Raw genomic sequence first — 23,223 nt, 5'->3', positions numbered from 1 at the left:
CCGGAGGGCTCCTCGGAGGCCGCGCGTCCGCGTTTCCGGGGCGCCCCGGGGTCAGAAACCGCGCGTCCGCTTCGCCGCGCGCCGCGACGCCGCCCCGCCCGGCACCACGAGGAACATCCGGGCCACCTCCGACCCCAGGTTCACCCCGATGGCGATGGCCAGGGCCAGGGCCGCGGCCTTGGTGAGGCTGGCCATGCCGGTGTCCAGCTCGTTCTTGGCGAAGTTCAGCAGCGCGAAGTACACCGCGCTACCGGGCAGCAGCGGCCCGATCGCCGCCGTGACGTACGGCAGCGCCGACGTGTACTGGTACCGCGCGAGCAGCTGGCCGAAGAGGCCCACCAGCCCGGCGGCGATGGCCGTGGCGGGCACCGGGTCGAGACGGCCGGTGTCGGCGAGCGCCCCGTACACCACCCAGGCGACACCGCCGTTGAGCGTCGCGTACAGCACGGTGTGACGTTCCTGCTGGAGCAGGACGGCGAACGAGAAGGCCAGCAGCATCGACGCGACGATCTGCACGACGGGCCGCTCCTGGCGCTGGAGCGCCGCCTCCGGGTCGAGTGTGGTGCCGCCGATCCGCACACCGCCGTAGAGCACCATCATCACGCCGCAGACGATGCCGACGATCAGGTAGCCCACTTCCAGCAGCCGGGCCGAGGCGGTGATGTAGAAGCCGGTCAGGCCGTCCTGGACGCCCGCGACCAGCGCCCGCCCCGGGATCAGCGCGAACAGCCCACCGGTGATCACGGCGGACGCCTGTACGTGCACGTGGTTCTGGGCGGTGCTGAGCGCGACGCCCATCGCCGCCGGCGGCATCGCGGCCACCACGAACTGGTAGAACTCCGGCAGCCCGCGCCCCGAGGCCAGCCACGCCAGCCGGTCGCCCAGCATGGCGCCCATCGCCGCCGCGAGGAACACCACGACCCCGCCGCCGACCAGCATGCTCGCCGCGCCGGCGAGCAGCCCGGCGGACAGCGTCAGCCCCCAGCCGGGGTACGGGTGCCGGTTGCGGCGGATCTCGGCGAGGCCGCGGTACGCCTCCTCCAGGGTGAGCCCCTGGGACGTGATGTCGTGGACGAGACGGAAGACGGCCGAGAGACGGGTGTAGTCGGTGCCACGCCTGCGCACCGTGCGGCTCGCGGTGACGGGATCGTCCACGAGGGGCGGCTGGTAGCTGACGGACAGCAAGGTGAACGTCACGTTCGGCTCGCACCGGTGCAGCCCGTACGCGTGCGCGACGCCGTACATCGCCGCCTCGACGTCCTCGGCGCCCTCGCCGCCCGCGAGCAGCAGCTCGCCGATGCGCAGGGTCAGGTCGAGCACACGCGGGACGGCCGGCCCGGTCTCCTCCTCCTTGACCGCGCGCTCCGGCAGCGGCCGCTCGCCGACCGGCATCCGGACCATGGTCCGCATCCGGTCCTGCCAGGGCGCGTCCTTGGTGAGGCTGACGAGGGGGGTGCCGAGCGGCGGGGTGATCTCCGGGTACGAGAGGGAGGCGGGCCGGCTGAAGGCCGATCCCTCCGGACGTCGGTCCTCCGGTTCGGCCACGCCGTCGGGGACGGCGAACTCCGACGTCGGGTGCTCGTCTTCCGGCGGCGCGGGCACGGGCACCCCGAGGGGCGGGGTGAACGCGCTGTGCGCCTCATCGCTCTGCGGTTTGCGGTCCTCGCCCGGATCCGGTGGGCCGCCGCCCCGCTGCCGATCAGCCACCACGCGCTCCTCCACGCCTCCTGCCCAGGTCAACCATGCCCGATCAGGAGTACGAGTGCCCAGTGGGGGTGGAGAGACGCGTGTGAAGTTCGGTGGGTGTGTGGGTGAGCGGACCCTCGCGGGTGGACGGGCAGGGGCGGTCAGGGGACGGTCAGGGGAACGCCCGGGGAGGCGGCGGGACGGGGTGTCAGCGGCGCGCGTGCCGGCCGCGGGGGCCCCGGTGCGGGTCCTGCGGGTCGTGCGGGTCGTGCGCGTCCTGGGAGGGCTGCGCGCCCCGCGTGTCCTGTGGAGGCTGGGAGTACCGGGGGTCTTCCGCGTGCTGCGGCTGGCCTCCATAAAGGGGCTGCTGCGGCTGCGCGGGCTGGTGGGGCTCAGGGTAGGGGGAGTACGCAGGGGTGTGGAGGCCCTGCGGGCTCTGCGGGGCGGGCGCCGCCTGCGCGGCCGGCGCGTAGGGGTACTGCCCGGCCTGCGGGCTCTGCGGGGCGGGTGCCGTGTGCGCGGCCGGCGTGTAGGGGTACTGCCCGGGCTGCGGATTCTGCTGAGGCTGCGGAGCCTGCGGGTACTGGGCCGGCGGGTACGTACCCGGCTGCTGCGGGTACTGGGCCGGCGGGTACGGACCCGGCTGCTGCGGGTACGGGGCCGCCTGCGGGGGCCGTACGTCATGCGCGGCGTCCGGCGCCTGGCCGGGCCGGGGCGCGGGCCCCGGCGCCTGGCCGGGCCTCGACGCGGGCCCGGGCTGCGGAGCGGCTCCCGGCTGCGGAGTCGCCCCGGACCACGGCGCCGCCCCCGGCTGCGGGGCCGCCCCCGGCCGCGGTGCGGATCCCGGCCGCGGCGCGGACCCCGGCTGCGGCGCGGACCCCGGCTCCGGCGCGGGCTGCCGCTTCCCCGACTGCCGCTGCTGCCGCTTCCCCTGCTGCTCGGACTGCGGCAGCGGATACGGCTGCACGTCCTGGTAGTGCGGCGGCACCTCGGTGTACTGGCGGGGCGGCTGCGGCCCGCTGGGCACCCCGTCGGCGTCGGGCGCCGGGCCCTCCTCGCGCGACTTCGACCGGGCGCGCAGCAACTCGATCGCCACGGGCACAACCGACACCAGCACGATCGCGACCAGCATCATCTCGATGTTGGTCCGCACGAACTCGATCTTGCCGAGCACCGCGCCCAGCAGCGTCACACCGGCGCCCCACAGGGTGCCGCCGATGATGTTGAAGATCAGGAACGAGCGGTAGTTCATCCGGCTCACGCCGGCGATGATCGGCGTGAAGGTGCGGATGATCGGCACGAACCGGGCCAGGACCAGGGACTTCGGGCCGTACTTCTCGAAGAAGTCGTGGGCCTTCTCGACGTTCTCCTGCTTGAAGAGCCTGGAGTCCGGGCGCCGGAAGAGGGCGGGGCCCACCTTCCGTCCGAAGAGGTAACCCGCCTGGTCGCCGAGGACGGCCGCCAGCACGACCATGGCGCACACCGCCCACAGCGGGTAGTCGTCCAGCTTGCCCGTGGTGACCAGCAGACCCGTGGTGAAGAGGAGCGAGTCGCCCGGGAGGAAGAAACCGATCAGCAGGCCGGACTCGGCGAAGACGATCGCCAGCACACCGAGCAGGCCGAACTGGCCGATCAGGTAGTCCGCGTCCAGCCACTGGGGGCCGAGCGCGAGTGTGGTCACGGGGGTCACGGTGACAGGCTCCTGGGTCGAGGGCGCAGGCTCGTGCGAGGCCCGGGCACAGGCGGGGGGAGAAGGCGTGCCGCTCAACGGTAGCAACGCGACCGGGAACCCTCCGGTTCCAGTCGTCACCGCCCGCACTCCCCCCGCTCGCCCCTCAGGGCCCGCGCCCCCGCCGGCCGCCGCGCTTCGCCCGGTCGGGGCAACCCCGCGCCGCCGGGGTGCGTCCCGCCCGTCAGACGGAAGAATCTCCGTACGGACCGAACGGACGAAGGTGGGCAGGGATGGGGATCGACGAGTATGGCGGCGGTCAGCACGAGCAGGCCGATGTGCTCGTGGTCACGACGAACGACGTGCCGGGTTACCGGGTCGAGCGCGTGATCGGTGAGGTCTTCGGCCTCACGGTGCGTTCCCGGCACGTCGGCAGCCAGATCGGCGCCGGCTTGAAGTCGCTGATCGGCGGTGAGCTCAAGGGCCTCACCAAGACCCTGGTCCAGACCCGGAACCAGGCGATGGAGCGCCTGGTCGAGCAGGCCAGGGCCCGGGGCGCCAACGCGGTGCTGATGTTCCGTTTCGACGTCACCGAGGCGGCGGACGTCGGCACGGAGGTGTGCGCGTACGGCACGGCGGTGGTGATCGCTCCGCATTCGTGACGGGCCGGGGCCCCCGCGGCGGGCGAGGGCGCCGGAGCTCGGCGGCCCCGCCCCCGCCCGTGCCCTCCGCTCAGATCCTCCGGACCGCGTTGGCGAGGATCGCGTCCCTGAGGAAGGCCGCCATCCCCGGCCGGATCGCCTCGTACGTCGCCGCGAACCGCTCGTCCGCGACGTACATCTCCGCCAGCCCGGTGTGGATCTCGTAGGAGCACTCGTAGAAGTACCGGCCGATCAACCGCCGGTGCTCCTCGGCCAGGTCCATGGCCGCCTCGGACTCCGGGGAGGCGCCCTCGGCCTGCAGCGCGGCGATCCGGGCGTTGAGCTCGTCCGTCTCCCCCTTGATCCGCAGCCAGTCCTCCTTGCCGTACGCGGCGGTGCGCCGCCGCGACTCGCGGTAGGGGTCGCCACCGCCCCAGCGGCGTTCCGCCTCGGCCGCGTGTGCGTCGGGGTCGACGTCGCCGAAGACCTCGAACTTCTCCTCGGGGGTCAGCCTGATGCCCATCTTCCGTGCCTCCATGGCCTGTTCGACGGCGGCGGCCATCTTCCGGAGCCGGGCGATCCGCTCGGTGAGCAGCCCGTGCTGGCGCCGCAGGTGCGCCATCGGGTCGGTGCCCGGGTCGTCCAGGAGTTCCGCCACCTCGTCGAGCGGGAACCCGAGCTCCCGGTAGAACAGGATCCGCTGCAACCGGTCGAGATCGGCGTCCTCGTACCGCCGGTGCCCCGCGTGGCTGCGCCCGCTCGGCACGAGCAGCCCGATCTCGTCGTAGTGGTGCAGTGTCCGCTTGGTCACGCCGGCGACGGCGGCGACCTGTCCCACGCTGTAGCTCACGTCCGCGCTCCTTCTGCCGTACGTGTTCCACGGTGCGGGGTCACGTGGCGTGAGGTGCAAGCCCGACGTCCGCCGGCCGGCTCGGGCCGTGCGGGAGGCGCCGCCGCGCGCCTCACTCCGGCGAGGTGGCGACCCCCGCCCACGGGTCGCCCTCGCCCGCCATCACGTACGCGCCCGCCTCCAGGCGCTCGATCAGGTCGCGGGCCCATTCCTCGCCCGTCGCCACCGTGTGCAGCCAGAGGCCCCGGACCTCGGCGAGGTGGCCCTGGCCGGGCGCGGGCCAGTGCCGGTGGATCTCCGTGCGCCAGGCTTCGAGCGCGGCCACGCGCCGCCGGAGCAGGGCGATCGCCTCGTCGCGCGGGAGGTCGACGAGGAAGCCCACCCCGGCCGTCAGGTGGTCGATCTTCCGGTCGTGGTCGGACAGCGCGTGCCGCAGCAGGCGGAAGTACTCGGCCTCGCCCGTCTCCGTCAGCTCGTACTCGGTGCGCGGCGGGCCGCCCGCCTCGCTCGGGGCGGCGTCGTGCGCGGTCAGCAGGCCCTGTCCGGCCATGGCCTTCAGCGCGTGGTAGATCGACCCCGGTTTCGCCTGGGACCATTCGTGCGCTCCCCAGAACTCCAGGGAGGCGCGCACCTGGTAACCGTGGGCGCGGCCGTGCCGCCGGACCGCCCCCAACACCAGCAGCCGGATCGCCGACATCCCGCCCCGCCCCTCTCCACCGTCTCCGCCGCACCTGCCGTCCCAGGTTAGGCGGCGGGCCGGGGCGCGGGCGGGCGCGGGCGCCCCGGCCGTTCCGCGGGCGTCAGTCCGCCTGCCGCCGCTCCGCGTCCACCAGCTCGAACGCCGTCCTGCCGTCGATCGACTCGCGGATGATGTCCGCGTGCCCGGCGTGCCGGCCGATCTCCTCGACCAGGTGCAGCAGGAACCACCGCATGGACACCCGGGCGTCCTTGGGGAACCAGGGGGCCGGCGGGAGGGCGAAGGTGTCCTCCAGGGTGGGCAGGGCGCGGACGAACCGCTCCACCTCGGCGGCCTGCTCCTCCCAGGCGGCCAGAAGCGCGGCGACCGTCTCGCTCTCGTCCGGGTGCCAGGCCGCCACGAAGCGCTTCTCCGCCTTGTCGGGGTCGGGGTCGCCCGTGCCGCTCGCGAGCTCCAGCCAGCCCCGTTCCGCGACCATGACGTGCTTGAGCAGGCCGATCAGGGACATCTCGCTGGCGCTGGGACGGGAGCGGGCCTGCTCCTCCGTCAGGCCGAGGAGCGCCCGCCGGACGCCGCCGCGCTGGGCGTCCACGAAGGCCAGCAGAGTGCCTCGCTCGTCACTGACGTCCTTCTCGATCACATGAGTAGGCATGGGACCCCACCGATCCTTCCGTCGCTTCGCGCTGACGGAACAACAGTAGGCCGCTAGTAGGTCAACCACTGACCTACTGGCGGCCTTGGGGTGCTCAGAACGGGAACGCGCTGCGCCCGTGCTGCACGGAGATCCACTTCGTGGTCGTGAACGCGTCCACCATGGCGTCGCCGTTGAGGCGCCCGAGGCCCGAGTGCTTCTCGCCGCCGAAGGGCACGATCGCCTCGTCGTGCACGGTGCCGTCGTTGACGTGGATCATGCCGGTCTCCACCCGCTGGGCGAAGCGGACACCGCGTTCGACGTCCTTGGTGTGGACGGCGCCGCTCAGCCCGTACGGGGTGGCGTTGGCGATCCGCAGGGCCTCCTCCTCGCCGGAGAACGGGATGATCAGCGCGACGGGCCCGAAGATCTCCTGGCGGAGGACGGGGGAGTCCTCGGGGAGGTCGGTGAGGACGCTCGGCTCCACCAGGGTGCCGACCGTGCGGCCCCGGACGAGGGCGGTGGCACCGTCCGCGACGGTCTGTTCCACGAGGGACGTGATCGCCTCCGCCTGGCCGGAGTTGATCAGGGGGCCGATGTGCGTGGCGGGGTCGGAGGGGTCGCCGACCTTGAGGGACTTCACTCTCGCCACGAACTTCTCGGTGAACTCGTCCAGCACGGAGCGGTCCACCAGCACCCGGTTGGCCGCCATGCAGACCTGCCCCTGGTGGATGAACCGGCTGAAGACCGCCGCGTCCACGGCATAGTCCACGTCCGCGTCGTCGAGGACGACCAGTGCGCTGTTGCCGCCCAGTTCGAGCACCACCCGCTTGAAGTGCGAGGCGGCGACGGTCGCCACGTGCCGGCCGACCTTGTCGGAGCCGGTGAACGACAGCACCTTGGGCACCGGGTGCTCGATCAGCGCGTCCCCGATCTCCGCGATGTCGGTGACCAGGACGTTCAGCACCCCGGGCGGCAGCCCCGCGTCCTCCAGCACCTTGGCGAGCAGCCCGCCGCCGCACACGGGCGTGTTCTGGTGCGGCTTGAGCACCACCGCGTTGCCGAGCGCCAGGGCGGGGGCGACGGACTTCAGCGACAGCAGGAACGGGAAGTTGAACGGGCTGATCACGCCGACGACCCCGACCGGCAGCCGGTAGAGCCGGTTCTCGCGGGTGTCGTCCGGCGAGGGCAGGATGCGGCCCTCGGGGCGCAGCGCGATCTGGATCGCGTCCCGCAGGAACTCCCGGGCCAGGTGGAGCTCGAAGCCGGCCTTCAGGGCCGTCCCGCCGCACTCCGCCATGATCACCGAGGCGAGTTCGTCCTCGTGGTCGTCGATGATCCGCAGCGCGCGCTCGAAGACGAGCCGCCGGGTGTACGGGTTGGTGCTCCCCCACGCCGCCTGGGCGCGCTCGGCCGCCCGGTACGCCTCGTCGACCTCGTCCACGCCGGCCACTGTGATGGAGGCGAGCTTCTCCCCGTCGTACGGGTTGAAGTCGACGATGTCCCACGATCCCGTACCGGGCCGCCAGCGGCCGTCGATGTACTGGTACGCGAGGTCCTTGAACGCGGCGGAGTACGACATGCGTCATCCCTGTCTGCCGGAGCCCGGCCGTCCGGCCGGGCTGGTTCAGACTTGCTGATTGCCCGTCATCGTACTGACGAGCTAAGCGAGTTGGAGCATCCGCCGCATGAGGTTGCGCGTTCCCGACGGGGAGAGGCTGTCCGCGCGCAGCCGGCCCATGACGCGCTCGTACTGGGCGACCTCGTCCGGCTTGTCCAGGTAGAGGGCGCCCGTGAGGTGCTCCAGGTACACCACGTCCGGCAGGTCGGACTCGGGGAAGCGGAGCACCGTGAACGCCCCGCTCTCACCAGCGTGACCACCGTGCCGGAAGGGCATCACCTGGAGGGTCACGTTGGGCTGCTCGGAGAGGTCGATGAGGTGCTGCAACTGTCCGCGCATCACGTCCGCGTCGCCGTACGGGCGGTGCAGCGCGGCCTCGTCGAGAACGGCGTGGAAGTGCGGCGCCCGCTCGGAGAACAGCAGCTTCTGCCGCTCCATGCGCAGCGACACCCGGCGCTCGACCTCGGCCGGGTCGGCCGTGGGCTGGCCCCGGACGACGACGGCGTGCGCGTAGCCCTCGGTCTGGAGCAGGCCGTGGACGAACTGCACCTCGTAGATCCCGATGTGCGAGGCGGCGCCCTCCAGGCCGACGTAGGTCTGGAACCAGCTGGGCAGTACATCGCCGTAGCTGTGCCACCAGCCGGCGACGTTGGCCTCCCTGGCCAGGCCGAGCAGCGCCTCGCGCTCGGTCTCCCGGTGGATGCCGTAGAGGGTGAGGAGGTCCTCCACGTCCCGCGTCTTGAAGCTCACCCGGCCCAGTTCCATGCGGCTGATCTTCGACTCGGACGCGCGGATCGAGTACCCGGCCGCCTCGCGGGTGATCCCCCGGGACTCGCGCAACTTCCTCAGCTGGGAGCCGAGGAGTATGCGGCGCACCACGGAACCGCTCGACTCGCTCGTGGTCATCTCGTCGACCCTTCCTTCCGGTCTGGTCCGGACTGCCTGTCCGCCGTGCCGCTCACCCTTCCGAGGGTGACCCCCGCTCCCCCCTCGGCGCCGAAGTCTGCCACCCCTGGGCATCGTTGTGTGCACATCCGGTTACGGATACCGGCCAACGACGGACACGCTACGGCGAGGGGCGTAGGAATAATTGCCCCCCAATCCCCTTGTGCGCCCCCAAATCCCCCACGTGCACGTGCATCTGCCCTTGCATCCGCCCTGCGCATCGGAAACGATGGAGCCCGCACACGTGCACGTCACGTCCACGATTGCAGGAGTGCCTCGGATGGGTACCGAAGGATCGACTGTGCTCTCCCCCGTCTGGCGGGGGCTGCCCCGGTTCGACTCATCCGCGGTGTCGAACTCCGCCTCCTGCGCCCTGCCGCCACGCTTCGAAGCCGTCCGTACGGCGCGGCGGTTCACCGGAATCACCCTGTCGCAGTGGGGGGTCCAGCACATCTTCGACAACGTGGCGCTGGTGGTCTCCGAACTGGTGACCAATTCCCTGCGCTACGCCACACCGACCGCCCACGTCGACGGGGGGTATGAGCCCCCCGTACGCCTGCACCTGATGCGGTGGACGACGCGGCTGGTATGCGCGGTACGCGATCCGAGCGAGGAGGGGCCGCTCGCGGGGGAAGCGGCCCCCGGCGACGAGCACGGGCGCGGACTGCTGCTGGTGGATTCGTTCAGCGACGCCTGGGGCTGGCACCCCCTGGCGGGCGCACTGCACGGCAAGGTCGTCTGGGCGCTGTTCCGGCTGCCGCGCGAATAACCGCATTCCGCGGTCACTCGCCCACCAGGTAGTCGAATTCACCGTCCTTGACGCCCAACAGCATGGCCTCGATCTCCGCGGGGGTGTAGATGAGAGCGGGGCCATCCGGGTGGCGGGAGTTGCGAACGGCAACCCCGCCACCCGGCAACTTCGCGAACTCCACACAGGAGCCCTGTGAGTTGGAGTGCCGGCTCTTCCGCCAGACGACTCCATCGATGCCCGATGCAACCATGCCGTTGTAGACGTGTGGCACTGGAGTCTCCCGGATCGCCGCAGGGGGCATCCCCATTCGTTTACGGGGATGGCAACTTCTTCGGATCATAGCCGCGGTTCACATTCCCCGGCACGAGCAGATGCACGTGCACTGAGGGTGGCGCCACCACTACGTCGCGAGGCCGATTTCCGCTGCCCATTTCCGCTTGCCCGGGACAATTGCCGCTGTCGCGGCGGTCATTGACGCAAATCCTCCGGATAGCGCGCGGAACGCCGCGGCGCGTGATTCATCCGGCGGCCGGCCCTTTCCGGCGCCTCCCCCTCCGGCCCGCCCCTTTCGCGTCGCCGCGCGTCACTTCCGTATCGCGACCACGTTCCGTCCTCTTCCCGGCCGTATTCGAGGGGTACGGAACGGCCTTTTCCGGAAGGGGGGTTCGGGAGGAGCCGGGCTCGTGGACCGGAAGGGTGCCCGGGCCGACACCCGTACGCGCCGACGGGGGTCAGGGCGACCCGCGGCCGTCAACGGCCGGCGCGCCCCCGGACGTACTCGATGAGGCGGGCGTATCCGTCGGCGCCGTGCCCGTCCTCCACCGCGCGCCCGGCCAGCCCGAGGAACGCCTGCGGAAGACCGGATTCCACCCCTCGCAGCTCCCCGGCGTGCTCCAGCAGCCCCATCAGCATCAGGTGCTGGTCCAGCGGGAACCCCCCGGCCGGGTAGGCGCCCGCGTCGACCTGCCGGGCGTACTCGCCCATCAGCCGGCCGACGGTCGGCATCCAGCGGCCGACGACCGCCGTGTAGGCCGTCGCGGACACCCCGCCGCCCGGCCCGTCCGCGCCCGTGAGCGCCACGCCGTGCAGCCAGCCGGTGAGCGCGGACCACAGCAGGCCGAGCAGCGCGATGTCGTGGACGGCGGGCAGGGCCGGGTCGTCGCCCAGGTACACCGGGTCGCCGAGGGCGGCCAGCACGCCGCGGTGCGCCTCGAAGACCGGGCGCGGCCCGCCGTAGAGCTGGAGGGAGTCCGGCCGGCCCACCCAGGACGGCGCGGCCAGGGCGGCGCCGTCGAGGTAGCGGACGCCCAGCTCGCGCGCCCGGCCGGCGGCGTCGCGCGCGTGCGCCGGCGAGCCGGAGGTGAGGTTGACCAGCGTCCGGCCCACGAGCCCGGCGGCACACGGCGACAGCACCTCACGCACGACGTCGTACGTGGGCAGGCAGACGACGACCAGCGGCCCGGCGCCGACGGCCGCTTCGGGCGACGCGGCCTCCACCGCGCCCCGCGCGACGAGCGGCAGCGCCTTGGCACGCGTCCGGTTCCAGACCGCCGTCGAGTGACCCGCCGCCAGGAACGCGCCGGCCAGTGCGGACCCCAGGGCCCCCAGGCCGATGACGCTCACCTCGGTGTCCATGCCGCCCCCGTCCCCGGCGGACCCGCCCGAGCGTCCGCCGCGTACCGATTGTCGAAGACGGAGCGTTCCGCCCACAATGGCACCTCTCGGCCATTTGTCCGGTACGCACCCATCCGGGACGGGCATGGCCAGGGGTAGCATGTGGAAATGGTTTTCATTAACGATGAGGTGCGGGGGCCCCGAGGACGGTCCGTACTCCGCGACCTGGCCGTCGTTCGCTGCCTGTGCCGACGCGCCCTCTACAAAGCCGTCAGCTACGACGGGAGGAGCAGCAGCTCGTCCGCGTAGCACCAGGCCCAGTCCTCACCCGGCTCGATGGAGCGCGCGAGGTCGTGACCGGGCGTGCCGTGCGCGTGCGCGCTCGCGTGCCGGTGCGGCGAGCTGTCGCAGCAGCCCACGTGCCCGCAGACGAGGCACTCGCGCAGGTGCACCCAGGTACTCCCGATGCGCAGGCACTCCTCGCAGCCTTCCGGGGTGTTGGGGGTCACCGGGCGGATCTGCGCCAGGTGGCCGCAGGTGCGGTCCGCGGGGCGGCCCTCGACGTCGGCGGCGACCTGCCACGCCGTCGGACCCCCCGGTTCCTTCTTCGACGCGCTCATGCTCCGAGCGTAGGACGGACGGGGGCCGGGCGCGCGCCGGAACGGCGCCTCGGCCACGATCCGGCCCGAAACCGCCCTGCCCTACTGGAACCGCAGGTCGGACGCGTTGTCAGACCCCCCTGGCAGACTTCTTCGCACCGGGGCCGCGGAGGTGGGCGACGGGGGTGTTCACCTCCGTGTGCCCCGGTGCGCCCGCCCGCGGCGGGGCCGCTCCTCCGAGTGGCGCACTCCGGCGGGCGACGCGCCGTGCCACACCGCACGATGGGCCGTGAGGGCCGCCGTTCGGCGGTCCCGCGCCACCGCACCGCCGCCGGGGAGATGAGCCCGTGATGACCCTCAGCCTCGCCCAGCTGAGCCGCTGCACCATCGCCGTCGACCTCGGCGCGTCCCGCACGCGCGTCTACGCCCGCGACACCGGCCTGATCGTCGACGAGCCGAGCATCGCCGCGGTCAACACCAGGACGGGCTCGCTCATCGCCGTCGGGGCCCTCGCCGAGGGCATGGCCGGGCGGACGCCGGCCCACATCCGCGTCGTCCGCCCGGTCTCCGGCGGCACGGTCGTGGACATCGACATGGCCCAGCGCATGCTGCGCCACCTGATCAGCGACAAGCTCCGGCGCGCCTGGCGGCGCAGGCCGCTGCTGCGGGCCGCGGTCTGCCTGCCGCACGACGCCGAGCCGATCGCGCAGCGCGCGGCCATCGAGACGCTGACCGGCCTCGGGGCCCGCCGGGTCGAGCTGGTGGACACGCTGGTCGCGGCGGCCGTCGGCTGCGGACTGCCGGTCGAGCTGCCCGAGGCCACGATGATCATCGTCTGCGGCGCGGCCTCGACCCAGGTGGCCGTGCTCTCCCTCGGCTCCATCGTGGCGGCCGAGAAGGTGCAGGTCGGCGGGGACGCCATCGACTACGCGATCGTCCAGCACCTGCGCGGCGAGCACCAGTTGATGCTGCCGACCCAGGGCCTGTACCCCCTGCACATGGCGCTCCGCGCGGACCGGCTGGGCGGCGGCACCGAGACGGAGGTCCGCGGCCGGGACGTGGCGACGGGTCTGTCCCGTACCGTCCTGGTGAGCACGGCGCATGTGCGCGAGGCGGTGCGCACACCGCTCACCGTCGTGCTGGACGCCATAGGGCGCGTCCTGCGGGACTGCCCACCGGACCTGGTCGCGGACCTGGGGACGCGCGGGGTGATGCTGGCCGGCGGCAGCGCGCTGATGCCGGGGCTCGACACGATGATCGAGGACGCGACGGGCATGACCGTGCACATCGCGGCCAACCCGGACCACTGCTCGGTGCTGGGGCTGGGGGCGATGATGGAGGGGAAGGTCAAGCCGATGGTGCTGGATCCGCTGGCGGCGGGGTGACGGCCGGCGGTCCGCGCAAGGGGTGACGGGGCCCGTCGAGGGCGCCGAGGGCGCCGAGGGCGCCACGGCGGGGACGCGTCGTCCCGGGGGGAACTTCTCTGCCTTCCGGTCAGTTCTGCCAGTGCTACCCCCGTTTTCACAAGGAGAGAAACGCACATGGCGCTCTGGGACCGGCTCAAGGAATCGGCCACGACGATGCAGGGCCAGCTGGTCGCGAAGAAGAACGACCTCAAGAGCGGTGCGTTCCGCGACGCGAGCATGGCGATGTGCGCGCTGGTGGCGGCGGCCGACGGTTCGGTGGACGCCTCGGAGCGGCAGCGCGTCGCCTCGCTGATCGCCACCAACGAGGTGCTGCAGAACTTCCCCGCGGACGACCTGCACGCGAAGTTCACGGACTACTGCCAGAAGCTGGCCGCCGACTTCGACTTCGGCAAGGTGAGCCTGCTCCAGACCATCGGCAAGGTCCAGAAGAAGCCCACCGAGGCGCGTGCCGTCATCCAGATCGGCATCGTCATCGGCGGCGCGGACGGCGACTTCGACAAGGAGGAGCAGGCCGTCGTGCGCGAGGCGTGCTTCGCCGTGGGCATCGCGCCCTCCGAGTTCGACCTCTGAGCCGTCGGCACAGCGAGGAGCGCGGGGCACCGAGAGGGAAGGTGACCCGCGCTCCCGCGTCCGCTCAGGCCGGCAGTGTCACGGAAGAGTTCCGGTCGGCGGACGTCTTGCGGGCGCGGTGGCCGTTGCCGGTGACCGCGCCCGACCAGGTGCCCAGGGCGATCTCGGCGGTGATGCCCGGCCCGAAGCCGGCGATCACACCGCGCGCCGCGTGCTCGGCGCCGCCGTCCTGGAACAGCCGTTCCAGCGCGTCGAAGACGACCGCGCTGGCGATGTTTCCCCGCTCGACCAGCGTCTGCCGGCTGTAGCGGAACATCGACTGCTCCAGCCGCAGGTACTTGCCGAGGTCGTCGAGGATGCGGGGACCGCCCGCGTGCACGATGTAGAAGTCCAGCTCGGAGACGTCCCACTCGTACGGTTCGGCCATCTCCCGCATCGCCGGGGCCAGCATGGCCATCGTGCCCGGCACCCGTTTGTCCAGGATGAAGTGGAACCCGGTGTCCTTCACCCCGTAGGAGATCCACTCCTCGGTGTCCGGCACCAAGTGCGAACCGTTGCGCTCGAGCTTCACTCCCGTACCGCCGTCCCCGCGGACCACGGCGGAGGCGATGGCGTCGCCGAACAGGCCGTTGGAGAGCAGGTTGCCGACTCCGAGGTCGGTGGGCTGGTAGAGCAGGGAGCAGAACTCACACGCCACGATGAGCACATTGGACCCGGGGTAGGCGCTGCAGAAGTCATGGGCGCGGTTGACCGCCGCCCCTCCCGCCGCGCATCCGAGCTGGGCGATGGGCAGTTGGCGGGTCTCGCTCCTGAAACCCATGGTGTTGATGAGCCACGCGGTCATCGAGGGCATCATGAAGCCCGTACAGGACACGTACACGATCATGTCGATGTCCCGGACGGTCAGTTCCGCGTGCTCCAGCGCCCGGTTCACCACATCGGGCACCCGCGCCTTGGCCTCCGCCTCGTAGAGGTTGTTCCGGGCGGTGAAGCCCGGATGCTTGAGGGTGGCCTCGATCGGCTGCACCAGGTGCCGGGTCTGGACCCCGGTGTTGCCGATGAGCCGCAGCGCCAGCTCCAGCTGCGGGTGGTCCGCGTGCAGGGTGCGCGCCAGTTCCAGGGTCTCTTCCCTGGTGATGATGTGCTCGGGGACGGCGATGGCCGGTCTGCACAGAGTCGCCATGGTCGGCCTCCTCACCAGGCGACCGGCAGGGTGAGCGGATAACGCCAGATCGACACGGTGTTCCACTGCACCTCCTCCGCCGGTACGGCCAAGCGCAGTTCGGGGAAACGGTTGATGAGCGTGCCGATGGCGATCTGGAGCTCCATCCGGGCCAGGTGGGCTCCGAGGCAGTGGTGGGAGCCGTGGCCGAAGGTCATGTGCGGCACCGGGTCCTCACGGTCGAAGTCCAGCTCGTCCGCGCGTTCGTAGACCGATTCGTCGCGGTTGGCGCACAGGTACGAGACGTGCACGACGTCCCCGGCCGGGATCGTCACGCCGTTGAACGTGACGTCCTCCAGTGCCACCCGGGGGATGCCGACGCCCTGGCGGAACGGGATGTACCGCAGCAGCTCCTCCAGGGCCCGCGGCATGATCTCGGGCCGCTCCCGGAGCTGTGCGAGGTGCTTCGGGTGGGTCAGGAGCGTGTAGATGATGTTGCAGATCTCGTAGGTGCTGGTGTCGTGGCCGGTGACCAGCAGGAGCATGCCCATGACGGCGAGCTCCTTCTCGTCCAGCATCTCGTCGCCCACCCGCGCCGTGGCCAGCGAACTCAGCAGGTCGCTGCCGGGGTTGCGGCGCCGCTCGGCCGTCAGGCCGGCGAAGTACCGCCGGAGGCCGGCCTTGGCCTCGGCCGCCGCCTCCTTGTCCGCGGGCTTCATGGACATCATGGCCATGGCCCAGGCGCGCAGCTGCGGCCGGTCCTCCATGGGGACGGCCAGCAGCTCGCAGATGGTCATCAGCGGCAGCTTCCCCGCCAGGTGGTGGGCGACGTCGGCGGGTGAGCCCTCGTCCTCCATGGCGTCCAGCAGCTTGTCGACGAGTTGCTGCGTCTTCGGCCGCAGCTCCTCCACCTGCTTGTTGCTGAACCCGGTGGTCACCAGGCGGCGCAGCCTGCTCAGCGCCGGCGGGTCCATCAGGTTGATCGCCTCCGACTGGGCGATCGGCGCCGGTGTGATGCGCGGAAAGTCCTTCCCGATCAGCGCGGCCCGGCTGAAGCGACGGTCCTGGGTGACCGTACGAACGTCCTCGTACCGCGTCACCAGCCAGCACTCACCCTCGCCGTACGGCATGCGGACCTTGGCGACCGGGGCCTCGGTCCGCATCCGCTCCATGAACGGGTCAGGTTCCAGCGCTTCATCGTGACGGAAGGGACACGTCCGTTCGGATTCCTCAGTGGTCATGCGAAGCACTCCCCATACCCAAGGGCACGGCCTTGGCGGCGCGCCGATATCTACAGACCGATTCCGCAGGGGCAAGCACGCCACACCTATACCCGGATGATTCACTCGATTTGTGGACTTACCCGTGTAAATGAAACAGGTCTCTGTCGAACGCACCAGAGCTGTTCACCCAAGTAGGTGACCCCTCGCCGAAGCCTCGCGGGGGTGGGGCGGGGGCGCGCGGAAGGAGGCGCGGTGCGCGCCCTCGGCGGGAGAACAGCGGTCAGGGTTCGATTCCCCGTACGCGTTCGTGTGTGTGCCGCTCGATGTCCTTGACGGCGATGTCGAGCAGCTGGTCCGCCAGTACGTGCAGGGCCCGGGAGGCGGCCAGCTCGTCGCCGATGTCGGGCACGTTCTCGTCCGCGGGATGGCAGCGGGCCGTGCCCTCGCCGACCATCGGGCCCGGGGGCTTGCCGGAGAGGCGGGCCTCGGCGGTGACGACGTGGTCGTGCTCGCTGATGCTGATGTTCACGGTCCAGGACTTGGTGCCACTCATGCGCCGGCCTTTCTGCCGCCTGCTCCTGCGTGCCCCCTCCCGTGTCCCTCCCCTGCCCGCCCCGAGTCGTCAGACTGGCACGCGGCCGTGGCCCCCGCACGCCGGGATCCGCGGCACTCCGGTGGTGCGGCGCCCGTTCGCGGCACCGGCCTTCAGACGCCGAGCCCCCGGACCGGCTTGTGGGTGTGGCGTTCGATGTCCGTGGCCGCCGTGTTCAGCAACTGGTGGGACAGCGACGACATGGCGCGGGCCACGGCGAGCTCGTCACCGATTTCCGGCACGTTCTCGTCGGCGGGGTTGCAGCGGGCCACCCCCTCGCCGACCATCGTGCCGGCGGCGGCTCCGCTCAGCCGCGCCTCCGCGTTCACCGTCTCGGCGTTCTCCTTGATGCTGATCTGTACGTTCCAGCTCTTCATGCCGGTCATGGGAGCACCCTCTTCCAGCCGCTCAGCATGAACTCACTCCGGACACACCCCCGATCACCATCGTCACACCGCGCCCCACCGGTCGCACGCGGGCGCCCGAGCGCCTGATTCCGGGGGACGGAAGAGGCCCGGGGCCCGGCCTCGGGGGCGGGCTCGCCCGGCGTGCCGGGCCCGGGCGGACCCGGGACGGCCCCCGGTCGGGCCCGGCCGCGACGCCGCCCCGCACGGGCACGAGGGCGGCGGGAGGGCCCACCACGCTGAGGTGGGCGCCACGCGGCCCCGGGCTCGGGCTCGACTCCTGGCGCGGGCTTGGCGCCGGGCTTTGCCGCGGGCTCTGCTTCGAGCCGGGAACAGGGATCAGGGCCATGGCCGTCCTCCATCATCGGTCGATTACGGTACGTGAACCTCTAGTGACGAACCTTCCCCTCGCACACGTCTTCCCCTCCCGCCGGAGGGGTTGTGCGGAGGTGCGCCACGAGCGCGCCATGGGCACCCCGAGGCGTACCGGCGCCTCAAGCGCCAATGGCGCTCCGGGGGCGCCCCGGCCACGTGGCACGTCCGGAACCGAACCGGAGCCGGCGGCCCTACGCCGTGAGGTGGTGGGCCAGGGCGGCGTGCGGGTCGGCGACGGCGGCGTCCGCCCCGGCGCCGGGGGTGGTGTGGTCGATGTGCACGGTCGCGGCGACCAGCCGGGGCACGGCGTGCAGGAGGGCGTGCTCGGCCGCGACCGCGCGCTCGTGGGCCCGCACCACGCTCAGCTCGGCGTCCACGACGATGTCCACCTCGGCGCGCAGGGCGTGCCCGACCCACCGCATGCGCACCTGCCCGACCTCGCGCACCCCTTCCACCGCCCGGAGGGCGCGCGTCGCGCCGTCCACCAGCTCCGGGTCGACGGAGTCCATCAGCCGCCGGAACACCTCGCGGGCCGCGTCCCGCAGGACGAGGAGGATCGCGACGGTGATCAGCAGCCCGACCACCGGGTCCGCCGCGGGCCACCCGAGAGCGGTGCCGGCGGCGCCGAACAGGACGGCCAGGGAGGTGAAGCCGTCGGTCCGGGCGTGCAGCCCGTCGGCGACCAGGGCCGCCGAACCGATTCTCCGCCCGGTGCGGACGCGGTACCGGGCCACGCCCTCGTTGCCGGCGAACCCCACCAGGGCCGCCGCCGCCACGGCCCACGGATGGTCGAGGGGCCGCGGACTCAGCAGCCGTTCGACCGCCTGGTAGGCGGCGAGCGCCGACGACGCGGCGACGGTGAGGACGATCGCGACGCCCGCCAGGTCCTCGGCACGGCCGTAGCCGTAGGTGTAGCGCCGGTTCGCCGCCCGCCGCCCGAGGAGGAAGGCGATGCCCAGCGGGACGGCGGTCAGCGCGTCGGCCCCGTTGTGGACCGCGTCGCCGAACAGCGCCACGGACCCGGACACGGCCGCGACCGCCCCCTGGACCAGCGATGTCACGCCCAGGACCGCCAGCGACCACCACAGCGTGCGCATCCCCTCGCGGGACGCCTCCATCGCCGGGTCGACCTTGTCCGCGGCGTCGTGGTGGTGGGGGGCGAGGACGTGGGCGGCCCGGTGCCGCGCTCGCCGGACGCGGTCGGCGAGCGGGACTCGGCCGGGCGACGGACGGCCGTGGGGCGGGTGGTCATGGCCGTGCGCGTGAGCGTGAGAGCGTGCCATGGGGCCCACCATGGCACGTGGATTCGATCGCAGCCACCACCGTCGTACCACCGCTGATCAGGTGCGAATCCCTTGCACCTACGCCTGGTTGGAGTCAGGGAGCGGACGACGGCGGACGGCCGCGCGAGGCGGCGCGCGCCGGACTCAGTGCGGTACCCGAGTGCGGGACGAGCGGGTTGGGGACGGGGAGGTAGCGGGGGTCGGTACCGTCCGCGCCGATCCAGCGGGAGAGCAGGTTGGCCTTGCCGGGAAGGGTGGGCGACGCGAGCAGCGCGCCGAGTTCGGGGAGGACGGGAAGGCCCGGCAGGGCGTCGCAGCGCTCGAACTCCTCCCGGGCCACGGCCCACAACTCCGCGCCGCTGCGCGGGAACCGCTGGGCGAGCGCACCCGCCACATCGCTGAGGTTGTTCACGACCAGGCAGTAGGCGAGCCGCCGCCACGCCGGAGCCCGCGGCATCTCGGTGAGCACCTTGGCCCCTTCCGCGTCCCGGAAGACCGACTGCACGGGGGTGCCCGCCGCGTCCACGGCGATCAGCGTGTTCTGCAGGTGGCACTCCACCACGACGCCGTACCGCGCGAACGCCTCCAGCACGGGCGGCACCACGCACCGCACGTACGCGGCCCACCAGGGCAGCGGATCCGTGATCCGGTCCAGGGGGTTGCCGTCGAAGCCCTCGGCGAGCGCCGCGGCCAGGACGGCGGTCGTGCCCGGGAGCAGGTGCCGGGAGAGCCCGTCCCGGACGAGGACGGCGCAGGTCTCGAAGAGGCCGTCGACGGTGCGGTAGCAGCGTTCGCTGAGCCAGGCCGCCGGGCCGTCCATCGCCGCGAAGGCGGCGGTGACCAGGGGATCGGTGCGGCGGACGTGGCGGAGCTCGTGGCGGCGCATGCGGCGGACGTCGTTGGTGATCTGGACGTCCAGGCTGAACTTCAGGAACAGGTCCCCGGCGGTCGCCGGGGGGCCGGGCGCGGGATGCGGGGCGCTCGGGAGGCGGTGTCCGTCCGGCCGGCGCCGCGCCCCGGCCCCGCCCGGGGGCTCCCCCGGCACGTACACCGTGCGCACCGAGGCCGTGGGACGCCCCTGCCGGACCGTGTGGCCGAGGCGGACCAGCCGCCCGTCGGCGAACGCCGCCCGCATCTCGGGGCGTCCGGCGGCGAGTTCGAACTGCCAGGGGTGGGCGGGAAGCAGCCGGTAACCGGGCGGCGCCGCGCCCAGGACGTCCAGCGCACGGGTGTCGCCGTCCTCCACGACCGCGTCCTCCCGGACGCCGAGCAGGACGAGCGGGAAGCGGGCGTACGCCTCCGGCGCGTACCGCAGCCAGGCGGCGGGCGGGCCGCCACCGCTGCGCGCCTTCGGCGCCGGATGGAAGGGATGCCCCATGACGAGCGCTTGCTCGGACCGCAACCATGGATCCTCGGGCGGCGCCGCGTGCGCCCGGGCGGCCAGGACCGCCTCCACCGCGGCCCTGCTCGCGGTCATTTCGGCGGGCAGCGAGCGGTTCGGCGTACCGGTGGCGGCGCGCATCTCCTGGGCCGCGAGGGACACCAGCGCGGCGTGGGGCAGGAGCCGCCAGCCGCGTCCGGTCCACAGCTCGGGCGCGGACGGACGGTGGCCGGCGCGGACGCGCAACAGGCGTCCGGTGGCGCGGAGTCGGTACACGGCGTGCGGGGCGGACAGGAAGGGAAGAGCGGCGGGTACGAGCGGCGCCGGTGCCGTGAGGGCCGCTCTTCGGGTGGTGTGGGCCGCCGGGACCGTGGCAGGCAGGGGACCGGCGGGGGCCGGGGGCACCGGCACGCCCGGCCCGGCCACCGCGTCCGTGCCCTCGCCCGGCGGCACGGCCGGGGAAGCGGCGGTTCCGGCCGGTTCGGGCAGGCCGACCGGCTCGGCGGCTTCTCTGAGCAGACAGTTGAGCAGTGGCGTCACGGCCAGCGCGTCAGCGGCCCGGGTGAGTGCATTCATCGGCCATCAGTATGTGTGGAGGGTGTTCCCCTGCGGTAGGACATGCGCGTGTGCCGGACCTCCGCCGAGCGATTACTCGCCAGTGAACTCGCCGTCGCCGCGCCCGACCTGGCGTCCGCGTACGGCGCGTTCCTGCCCGGAGCGCGGGCGTCCGTACTGACCCGCCTGTGGCGCGGCCTCGTCCACGAGCCCCTGCCCTGGGTCACGGCCCGCGCGGACGGCCCCGACGGCGTCACCCTGCGCCTGTCCGACGGACGGCGGCTGCACGGCCCGCCTTCCGACCCCTGGTCGACCGCCACCACTGTCACCGCGCTGGAGCTGGGCGGAGCCCACCACGACCACCCGGCGGAGCTCATGGCCGACGTGTCGGCGGCACTCGGCCTGCCGCACGGGCCGCGCCTCGCCGCCGAACTCGACCACAGCGCCGCCTCCTTGGCCCTCTCCCGCGCCGCGCGCGACCGACGAGGCACGCCGTTCGCCGTCCGGTCCCCCTGGGAATGGGAGCAGTGGCCGACGGACGGCCACCCCTACCACCCGGCCTGCCGCGCGCGCCCCGGCTTCTCCGCCGCCGAACAGCTGGCGTACGCGCCGGAGCACCGGCCGGTGGTGGAGCTGCGCCTGACGGCCGTGGCGGACGGGACGGTGACGGGGGCCTGGCCGAGCGAACTGCGGGACGGGACCGACCTGTTGATACCCACCCATCCCTGGCAGACCGAGCACGTCCTCGGAGGCCGGCCGTCGCGTCCGGGCCCGGCGGCACACCCCCTGCTGTCCCTGCGCACGCTCGACATCGGCGGGGACGTGCACGTCAAGACGGCGGTCACCACCCAACTGACCTCGGCGGTACGGGACATCTCGCCCTACTCCGTCACGCATGCCCTCGCCACCTCGGACTTCACCGATCGCGTCGCCCGCCGGCTGGACGGCCGGCTGCACATCGCCCGTACGCTCGCGGCGGCCGGGGCGGGCACGGCCGACCTGGCGGCGGTGCTGCGCGAGTCGCCGTACGGGTACGGGGACGCGGCGGCCGGCGAACGCGTCGTCCCGGTGGCCGTCCTGCCGGCGCTGCTGGCTTCCCGGCCGGCCGGTGAACGTCCGGCGCGGGCCGCCGCCTTCGCCCGCCTGGCGCTCGGCGTCTGCCTGGACCTGCTCGACACCGGGGTGGCCCTGGAGGCGCACGGCCAGAACCTCCTCGTCGTCCTCGACCGGGACGACCGCCCGCTGCGCCTCGTCTACCGCGACCTGGCCGACATCCGCATCAGCCCCGCACGGCTGGCCCGGCACGGCATCCCGGCTCCCCCGCTGACCGGACGCCTGCTGACCGACGACGCGGCCGTCCTCCGCCGCAAGGTCGTCGGCTGCCTCGTCACCGGCGCCCTGGCCCCCCTGGCCGGTGACACCCCCGCCCTCGCGGCGCTCCTGGACGCCGCGACCCGGGACCTCCCCCCGGGCCCGGAGGTCCACGCCCTCCGGACGGCCCCCCTCCCGGCGAAGGCCCTGACGGCCATGCGGCTGTCCACAGGCGCGCCGGGCGACCTGTGGACGGAGCTGCCGAATCCGTCGAGCGCGGGCTAGCCGACGGGCGGGGCGCCCCGCTCGTCGCCCACCTCGGGCACGTCGAGCCCGGCCAGCCGCTCGGGGTCCATCAGCACGTCCACGGCCGCGATCCGCCCGTCGACCACCGTGAACGCCATGACCGACAGCAGCCGCCCCTTCATGACGACCACGACACCGGCGGTGCCGTTGACCAGCACCGGGCGGACGAACGGCGAGAGCTTCGAGAAGGTGACCGCCTGCGAGGCGACCGTGCGGGCGCCGTGCAGGACGGTCGTCCGGCCGGCCCGGGCGGCGCCGCCGTCGGAGCGCAGGACGACGTCGGGGTGGAGGACGGCGACGAGGGCGTCGAAGTCGCCGTCGCGTGCCGCGGCGAAGAACGCGTCGACCGCCTTGCGCTGGTGCGCGAGGTCCCGGTCGGGCGCCGGCGCCTGGCCCCGGACGCGTCGGCGGGCCCGGCTGGCCAGTTGGCGCGTCGCCGCGGCGGAACGTTCCAGCAACGGCGCGATCTCGTCGAAGGGCACGGCGAACATGTCGTGCAGGACGAACGCCAGCCGTTCCGCCGGCGCCAGCGACTCCAGCACCACCATCATCGCCAGCCCCACCGAGTCGGCCAGCAGCGCCTCCTGCTCGGGGTCGGGCGCGTCCTCCCGACCGATGAGCGGATCGGGCTGGTGCGGTACGGCGTCGAGCGGGTCCTCACGGCGGTGTTCGCGGGCGCGCAGGACGTTGAGGCAGACGCGCGCGACGACGGTCGTCAGCCATCCGCCGAGGTTCTCCACCTCGCTCACGTCCGTCCGGTCGAAGCGCAGCCACGCCTCCTGAACGGCGTCGTCGGCCTCGCTCACGGAGCCCAGCACGCGGTACGCCACCGCGCGCAGCCGGCTCCGGTGCTCCTCGAACCGGACGGCTGAGAAATCGCTCTCGTCCACCTGTCACATTCCCTTTCCCCCGCGGGTCAGAGAAGTAGAT

The 23,223-nt window shown here is 72.8% G+C and carries 22 protein-coding genes; 5 read left to right on the top strand and 17 right to left on the bottom strand.

The window, feature by feature from the left end; translation table 11 throughout:
- Window positions 1-51: 51 nt before the first annotated feature.
- Together J7W19_RS17955 and J7W19_RS33005 are read right to left on the bottom strand one after the other, a co-directional pair.
- On the bottom strand, window positions 52-1,710 hold the full coding sequence (locus J7W19_RS17955) for a threonine/serine exporter family protein (RefSeq protein WP_040888162.1): 1,659 nt from the start codon (window positions 1,708-1,710) through the stop codon (window positions 52-54).
- A 184-nt stretch (window positions 1,711-1,894) separates the two neighbouring features.
- A complete protein-coding gene (locus J7W19_RS33005) occupies window positions 1,895-3,367 on the bottom strand; it encodes a DedA family protein (protein ID WP_040888159.1) in 1,473 nt (490 codons plus the stop codon).
- A gap of 281 nt (window positions 3,368-3,648) precedes the next feature.
- On the opposite strand from J7W19_RS33005, the gene J7W19_RS17945 reads away from it, so the two are divergent.
- A complete protein-coding gene (locus J7W19_RS17945; protein ID WP_004940357.1) occupies window positions 3,649-4,017 on the top strand; it encodes a YbjQ family protein in 369 nt (122 codons plus the stop codon).
- Between the two features lie 70 nt (window positions 4,018-4,087).
- Here the strand turns inward: J7W19_RS17945 and J7W19_RS17940 are convergent, their stop codons facing one another.
- From J7W19_RS17940 to J7W19_RS17920, 5 genes are all read right to left on the bottom strand, one after another.
- Window positions 4,088-4,846: a MerR family transcriptional regulator gene (locus J7W19_RS17940; RefSeq protein ID WP_004940355.1), complete on the bottom strand. Its 759-nt coding sequence runs from the start codon at window positions 4,844-4,846 to the stop codon at window positions 4,088-4,090.
- 112 nt (window positions 4,847-4,958) lie between these two features.
- Window positions 4,959-5,543 (bottom strand): PadR family transcriptional regulator, encoded by a 585-nt coding sequence (locus J7W19_RS17935; protein ID WP_004940353.1) that lies wholly within the window; start codon window positions 5,541-5,543, stop codon window positions 4,959-4,961.
- A 103-nt stretch (window positions 5,544-5,646) separates the two neighbouring features.
- A complete protein-coding gene (locus J7W19_RS17930) occupies window positions 5,647-6,195 on the bottom strand; it encodes a DinB family protein (RefSeq protein ID WP_040888110.1) in 549 nt (182 codons plus the stop codon).
- Window positions 6,196-6,289: 94 nt separating this feature from the next.
- On the bottom strand, window positions 6,290-7,756 hold the full coding sequence (locus J7W19_RS17925; RefSeq protein WP_004940349.1) for an aldehyde dehydrogenase family protein: 1,467 nt from the start codon (window positions 7,754-7,756) through the stop codon (window positions 6,290-6,292).
- A gap of 81 nt (window positions 7,757-7,837) precedes the next feature.
- A complete protein-coding gene (locus J7W19_RS17920) occupies window positions 7,838-8,701 on the bottom strand; it encodes a helix-turn-helix domain-containing protein (RefSeq protein WP_004940348.1) in 864 nt (287 codons plus the stop codon).
- A gap of 319 nt (window positions 8,702-9,020) precedes the next feature.
- Here J7W19_RS17920 and J7W19_RS17915 point away from each other — a divergent pair, with 319 nt between their 5' ends.
- Window positions 9,021-9,509, top strand: a complete 489-nt coding sequence (locus tag J7W19_RS17915; RefSeq protein ID WP_051072485.1) for an ATP-binding protein — start codon at window positions 9,021-9,023, stop codon at window positions 9,507-9,509.
- Between the two features lie 13 nt (window positions 9,510-9,522).
- On the opposite strand, the gene J7W19_RS17910 is transcribed toward J7W19_RS17915, so the two are convergent.
- The 3 genes from J7W19_RS17910 to J7W19_RS17900 all read right to left on the bottom strand — a co-directional run bounded on the left by J7W19_RS17910 (window position 9,523) and on the right by J7W19_RS17900 (window position 11,725).
- On the bottom strand, window positions 9,523-9,762 hold the full coding sequence (locus tag J7W19_RS17910; RefSeq protein ID WP_040888156.1) for a DUF397 domain-containing protein: 240 nt from the start codon (window positions 9,760-9,762) through the stop codon (window positions 9,523-9,525).
- A 479-nt stretch (window positions 9,763-10,241) separates the two neighbouring features.
- Window positions 10,242-11,126, bottom strand: a complete 885-nt coding sequence (locus J7W19_RS17905; protein ID WP_004940339.1) for an NAD(P)-dependent oxidoreductase — start codon at window positions 11,124-11,126, stop codon at window positions 10,242-10,244.
- A gap of 254 nt (window positions 11,127-11,380) precedes the next feature.
- Window positions 11,381-11,725: a UBP-type zinc finger domain-containing protein gene (locus tag J7W19_RS17900; protein ID WP_004940338.1), complete on the bottom strand. Its 345-nt coding sequence runs from the start codon at window positions 11,723-11,725 to the stop codon at window positions 11,381-11,383.
- A gap of 329 nt (window positions 11,726-12,054) precedes the next feature.
- On the opposite strand from J7W19_RS17900, the gene J7W19_RS17895 reads away from it, so the two are divergent.
- Both J7W19_RS17895 and J7W19_RS17890 read left to right on the top strand, forming a co-directional pair.
- Complete coding sequence (locus J7W19_RS17895; protein ID WP_004940337.1) at window positions 12,055-13,089, top strand: rod shape-determining protein; 1,035 nt, start codon at window positions 12,055-12,057, stop codon at window positions 13,087-13,089.
- 156 nt (window positions 13,090-13,245) lie between these two features.
- Window positions 13,246-13,701, top strand: coding sequence for a tellurite resistance TerB family protein (locus J7W19_RS17890; protein WP_004940336.1), 456 nt, complete (start codon window positions 13,246-13,248; stop codon window positions 13,699-13,701).
- 64 nt (window positions 13,702-13,765) lie between these two features.
- On the opposite strand, the gene J7W19_RS17885 is transcribed toward J7W19_RS17890, so the two are convergent.
- From J7W19_RS17885 to J7W19_RS17860, 6 genes are all read right to left on the bottom strand, one after another.
- The gene (locus J7W19_RS17885; protein ID WP_004940334.1) at window positions 13,766-14,884 is read right to left on the bottom strand and encodes a type III polyketide synthase; all 1,119 of its coding nucleotides are present in this window, start codon (window positions 14,882-14,884) and stop codon (window positions 13,766-13,768) included.
- An 11-nt stretch (window positions 14,885-14,895) separates the two neighbouring features.
- The gene (locus J7W19_RS17880; protein WP_004940333.1) at window positions 14,896-16,104 is read right to left on the bottom strand and encodes a cytochrome P450; all 1,209 of its coding nucleotides are present in this window, start codon (window positions 16,102-16,104) and stop codon (window positions 14,896-14,898) included.
- Window positions 16,105-16,366: 262 nt separating this feature from the next.
- The gene (locus J7W19_RS17875; RefSeq protein WP_004940332.1) at window positions 16,367-16,639 is read right to left on the bottom strand and encodes a DUF1876 domain-containing protein; all 273 of its coding nucleotides are present in this window, start codon (window positions 16,637-16,639) and stop codon (window positions 16,367-16,369) included.
- A gap of 152 nt (window positions 16,640-16,791) precedes the next feature.
- On the bottom strand, window positions 16,792-17,064 hold the full coding sequence (locus J7W19_RS17870; protein WP_004940331.1) for a DUF1876 domain-containing protein: 273 nt from the start codon (window positions 17,062-17,064) through the stop codon (window positions 16,792-16,794).
- Between the two features lie 584 nt (window positions 17,065-17,648).
- Window positions 17,649-18,740 (bottom strand): cation diffusion facilitator family transporter, encoded by a 1,092-nt coding sequence (locus J7W19_RS17865; protein ID WP_004940326.1) that lies wholly within the window; start codon window positions 18,738-18,740, stop codon window positions 17,649-17,651.
- A gap of 94 nt (window positions 18,741-18,834) precedes the next feature.
- On the bottom strand, window positions 18,835-20,697 hold the full coding sequence (locus tag J7W19_RS17860; protein WP_004940325.1) for an IucA/IucC family protein: 1,863 nt from the start codon (window positions 20,695-20,697) through the stop codon (window positions 18,835-18,837).
- Window positions 20,698-20,739: 42 nt separating this feature from the next.
- On the opposite strand from J7W19_RS17860, the gene J7W19_RS17855 reads away from it, so the two are divergent.
- Entirely contained in the window at window positions 20,740-22,272 is a 1,533-nt protein-coding gene (locus J7W19_RS17855; protein WP_004940324.1) for an IucA/IucC family protein, read from the top strand.
- Here J7W19_RS17855 and J7W19_RS17850 read toward each other — a convergent pair.
- Window positions 22,269-23,183 carry a sigma-70 family RNA polymerase sigma factor gene (locus J7W19_RS17850; RefSeq protein WP_004940323.1) on the bottom strand — a complete coding sequence of 305 codons (915 nt, stop codon included), beginning with the start codon at window positions 23,181-23,183 and terminating at the stop codon, window positions 22,269-22,271. The two genes, J7W19_RS17855 and J7W19_RS17850, sit on opposite strands and share 4 nt — an antisense overlap.
- Window positions 23,184-23,223 lie beyond the last annotated feature (40 nt).

Origin of the sequence: Streptomyces mobaraensis NBRC 13819 = DSM 40847 (genome assembly GCF_017916255.1) — a bacterium.
In the GTDB taxonomy this organism is placed as follows: domain Bacteria; phylum Actinomycetota; class Actinomycetes; order Streptomycetales; family Streptomycetaceae; genus Streptomyces; species Streptomyces mobaraensis.
This window is presented reverse-complemented; position numbering and strand designations above follow the sequence as displayed.

Coding starts and splice junctions, on each gene's coding strand:
- J7W19_RS17895 (WP_004940337.1), top strand. CDS start 12,055: ATGACCCTCAGCCTCGCCCAGCTGAGCCGCTGCACCATCGCCGTCGAC.
- J7W19_RS17875 (WP_004940332.1), bottom strand. CDS start 16,639: ATGAGTGGCACCAAGTCCTGGACCGTGAACATCAGCATCAGCGAGCAC.
- J7W19_RS17880 (WP_004940333.1), bottom strand. CDS start 16,104: ATGACCACTGAGGAATCCGAACGGACGTGTCCCTTCCGTCACGATGAA.
- J7W19_RS17870 (WP_004940331.1), bottom strand. CDS start 17,064: ATGACCGGCATGAAGAGCTGGAACGTACAGATCAGCATCAAGGAGAAC.
- J7W19_RS17860 (WP_004940325.1), bottom strand. CDS start 20,697: ATGAATGCACTCACCCGGGCCGCTGACGCGCTGGCCGTGACGCCACTG.
- J7W19_RS17945 (WP_004940357.1), top strand. CDS start 3,649: ATGGGGATCGACGAGTATGGCGGCGGTCAGCACGAGCAGGCCGATGTG.
- J7W19_RS17930 (WP_040888110.1), bottom strand. CDS start 6,195: ATGCCTACTCATGTGATCGAGAAGGACGTCAGTGACGAGCGAGGCACT.
- J7W19_RS17935 (WP_004940353.1), bottom strand. CDS start 5,543: ATGTCGGCGATCCGGCTGCTGGTGTTGGGGGCGGTCCGGCGGCACGGC.
- J7W19_RS17855 (WP_004940324.1), top strand. CDS start 20,740: ATGCGCGTGTGCCGGACCTCCGCCGAGCGATTACTCGCCAGTGAACTC.
- J7W19_RS17905 (WP_004940339.1), bottom strand. CDS start 11,126: ATGGACACCGAGGTGAGCGTCATCGGCCTGGGGGCCCTGGGGTCCGCA.
- J7W19_RS17920 (WP_004940348.1), bottom strand. CDS start 8,701: ATGACCACGAGCGAGTCGAGCGGTTCCGTGGTGCGCCGCATACTCCTC.
- J7W19_RS17885 (WP_004940334.1), bottom strand. CDS start 14,884: ATGGCGACTCTGTGCAGACCGGCCATCGCCGTCCCCGAGCACATCATC.
- J7W19_RS17890 (WP_004940336.1), top strand. CDS start 13,246: ATGGCGCTCTGGGACCGGCTCAAGGAATCGGCCACGACGATGCAGGGC.
- J7W19_RS17900 (WP_004940338.1), bottom strand. CDS start 11,725: ATGAGCGCGTCGAAGAAGGAACCGGGGGGTCCGACGGCGTGGCAGGTC.
- J7W19_RS17915 (WP_051072485.1), top strand. CDS start 9,021: ATGGGTACCGAAGGATCGACTGTGCTCTCCCCCGTCTGGCGGGGGCTG.
- J7W19_RS17925 (WP_004940349.1), bottom strand. CDS start 7,756: ATGTCGTACTCCGCCGCGTTCAAGGACCTCGCGTACCAGTACATCGAC.
- J7W19_RS17865 (WP_004940326.1), bottom strand. CDS start 18,740: ATGGCACGCTCTCACGCTCACGCGCACGGCCATGACCACCCGCCCCAC.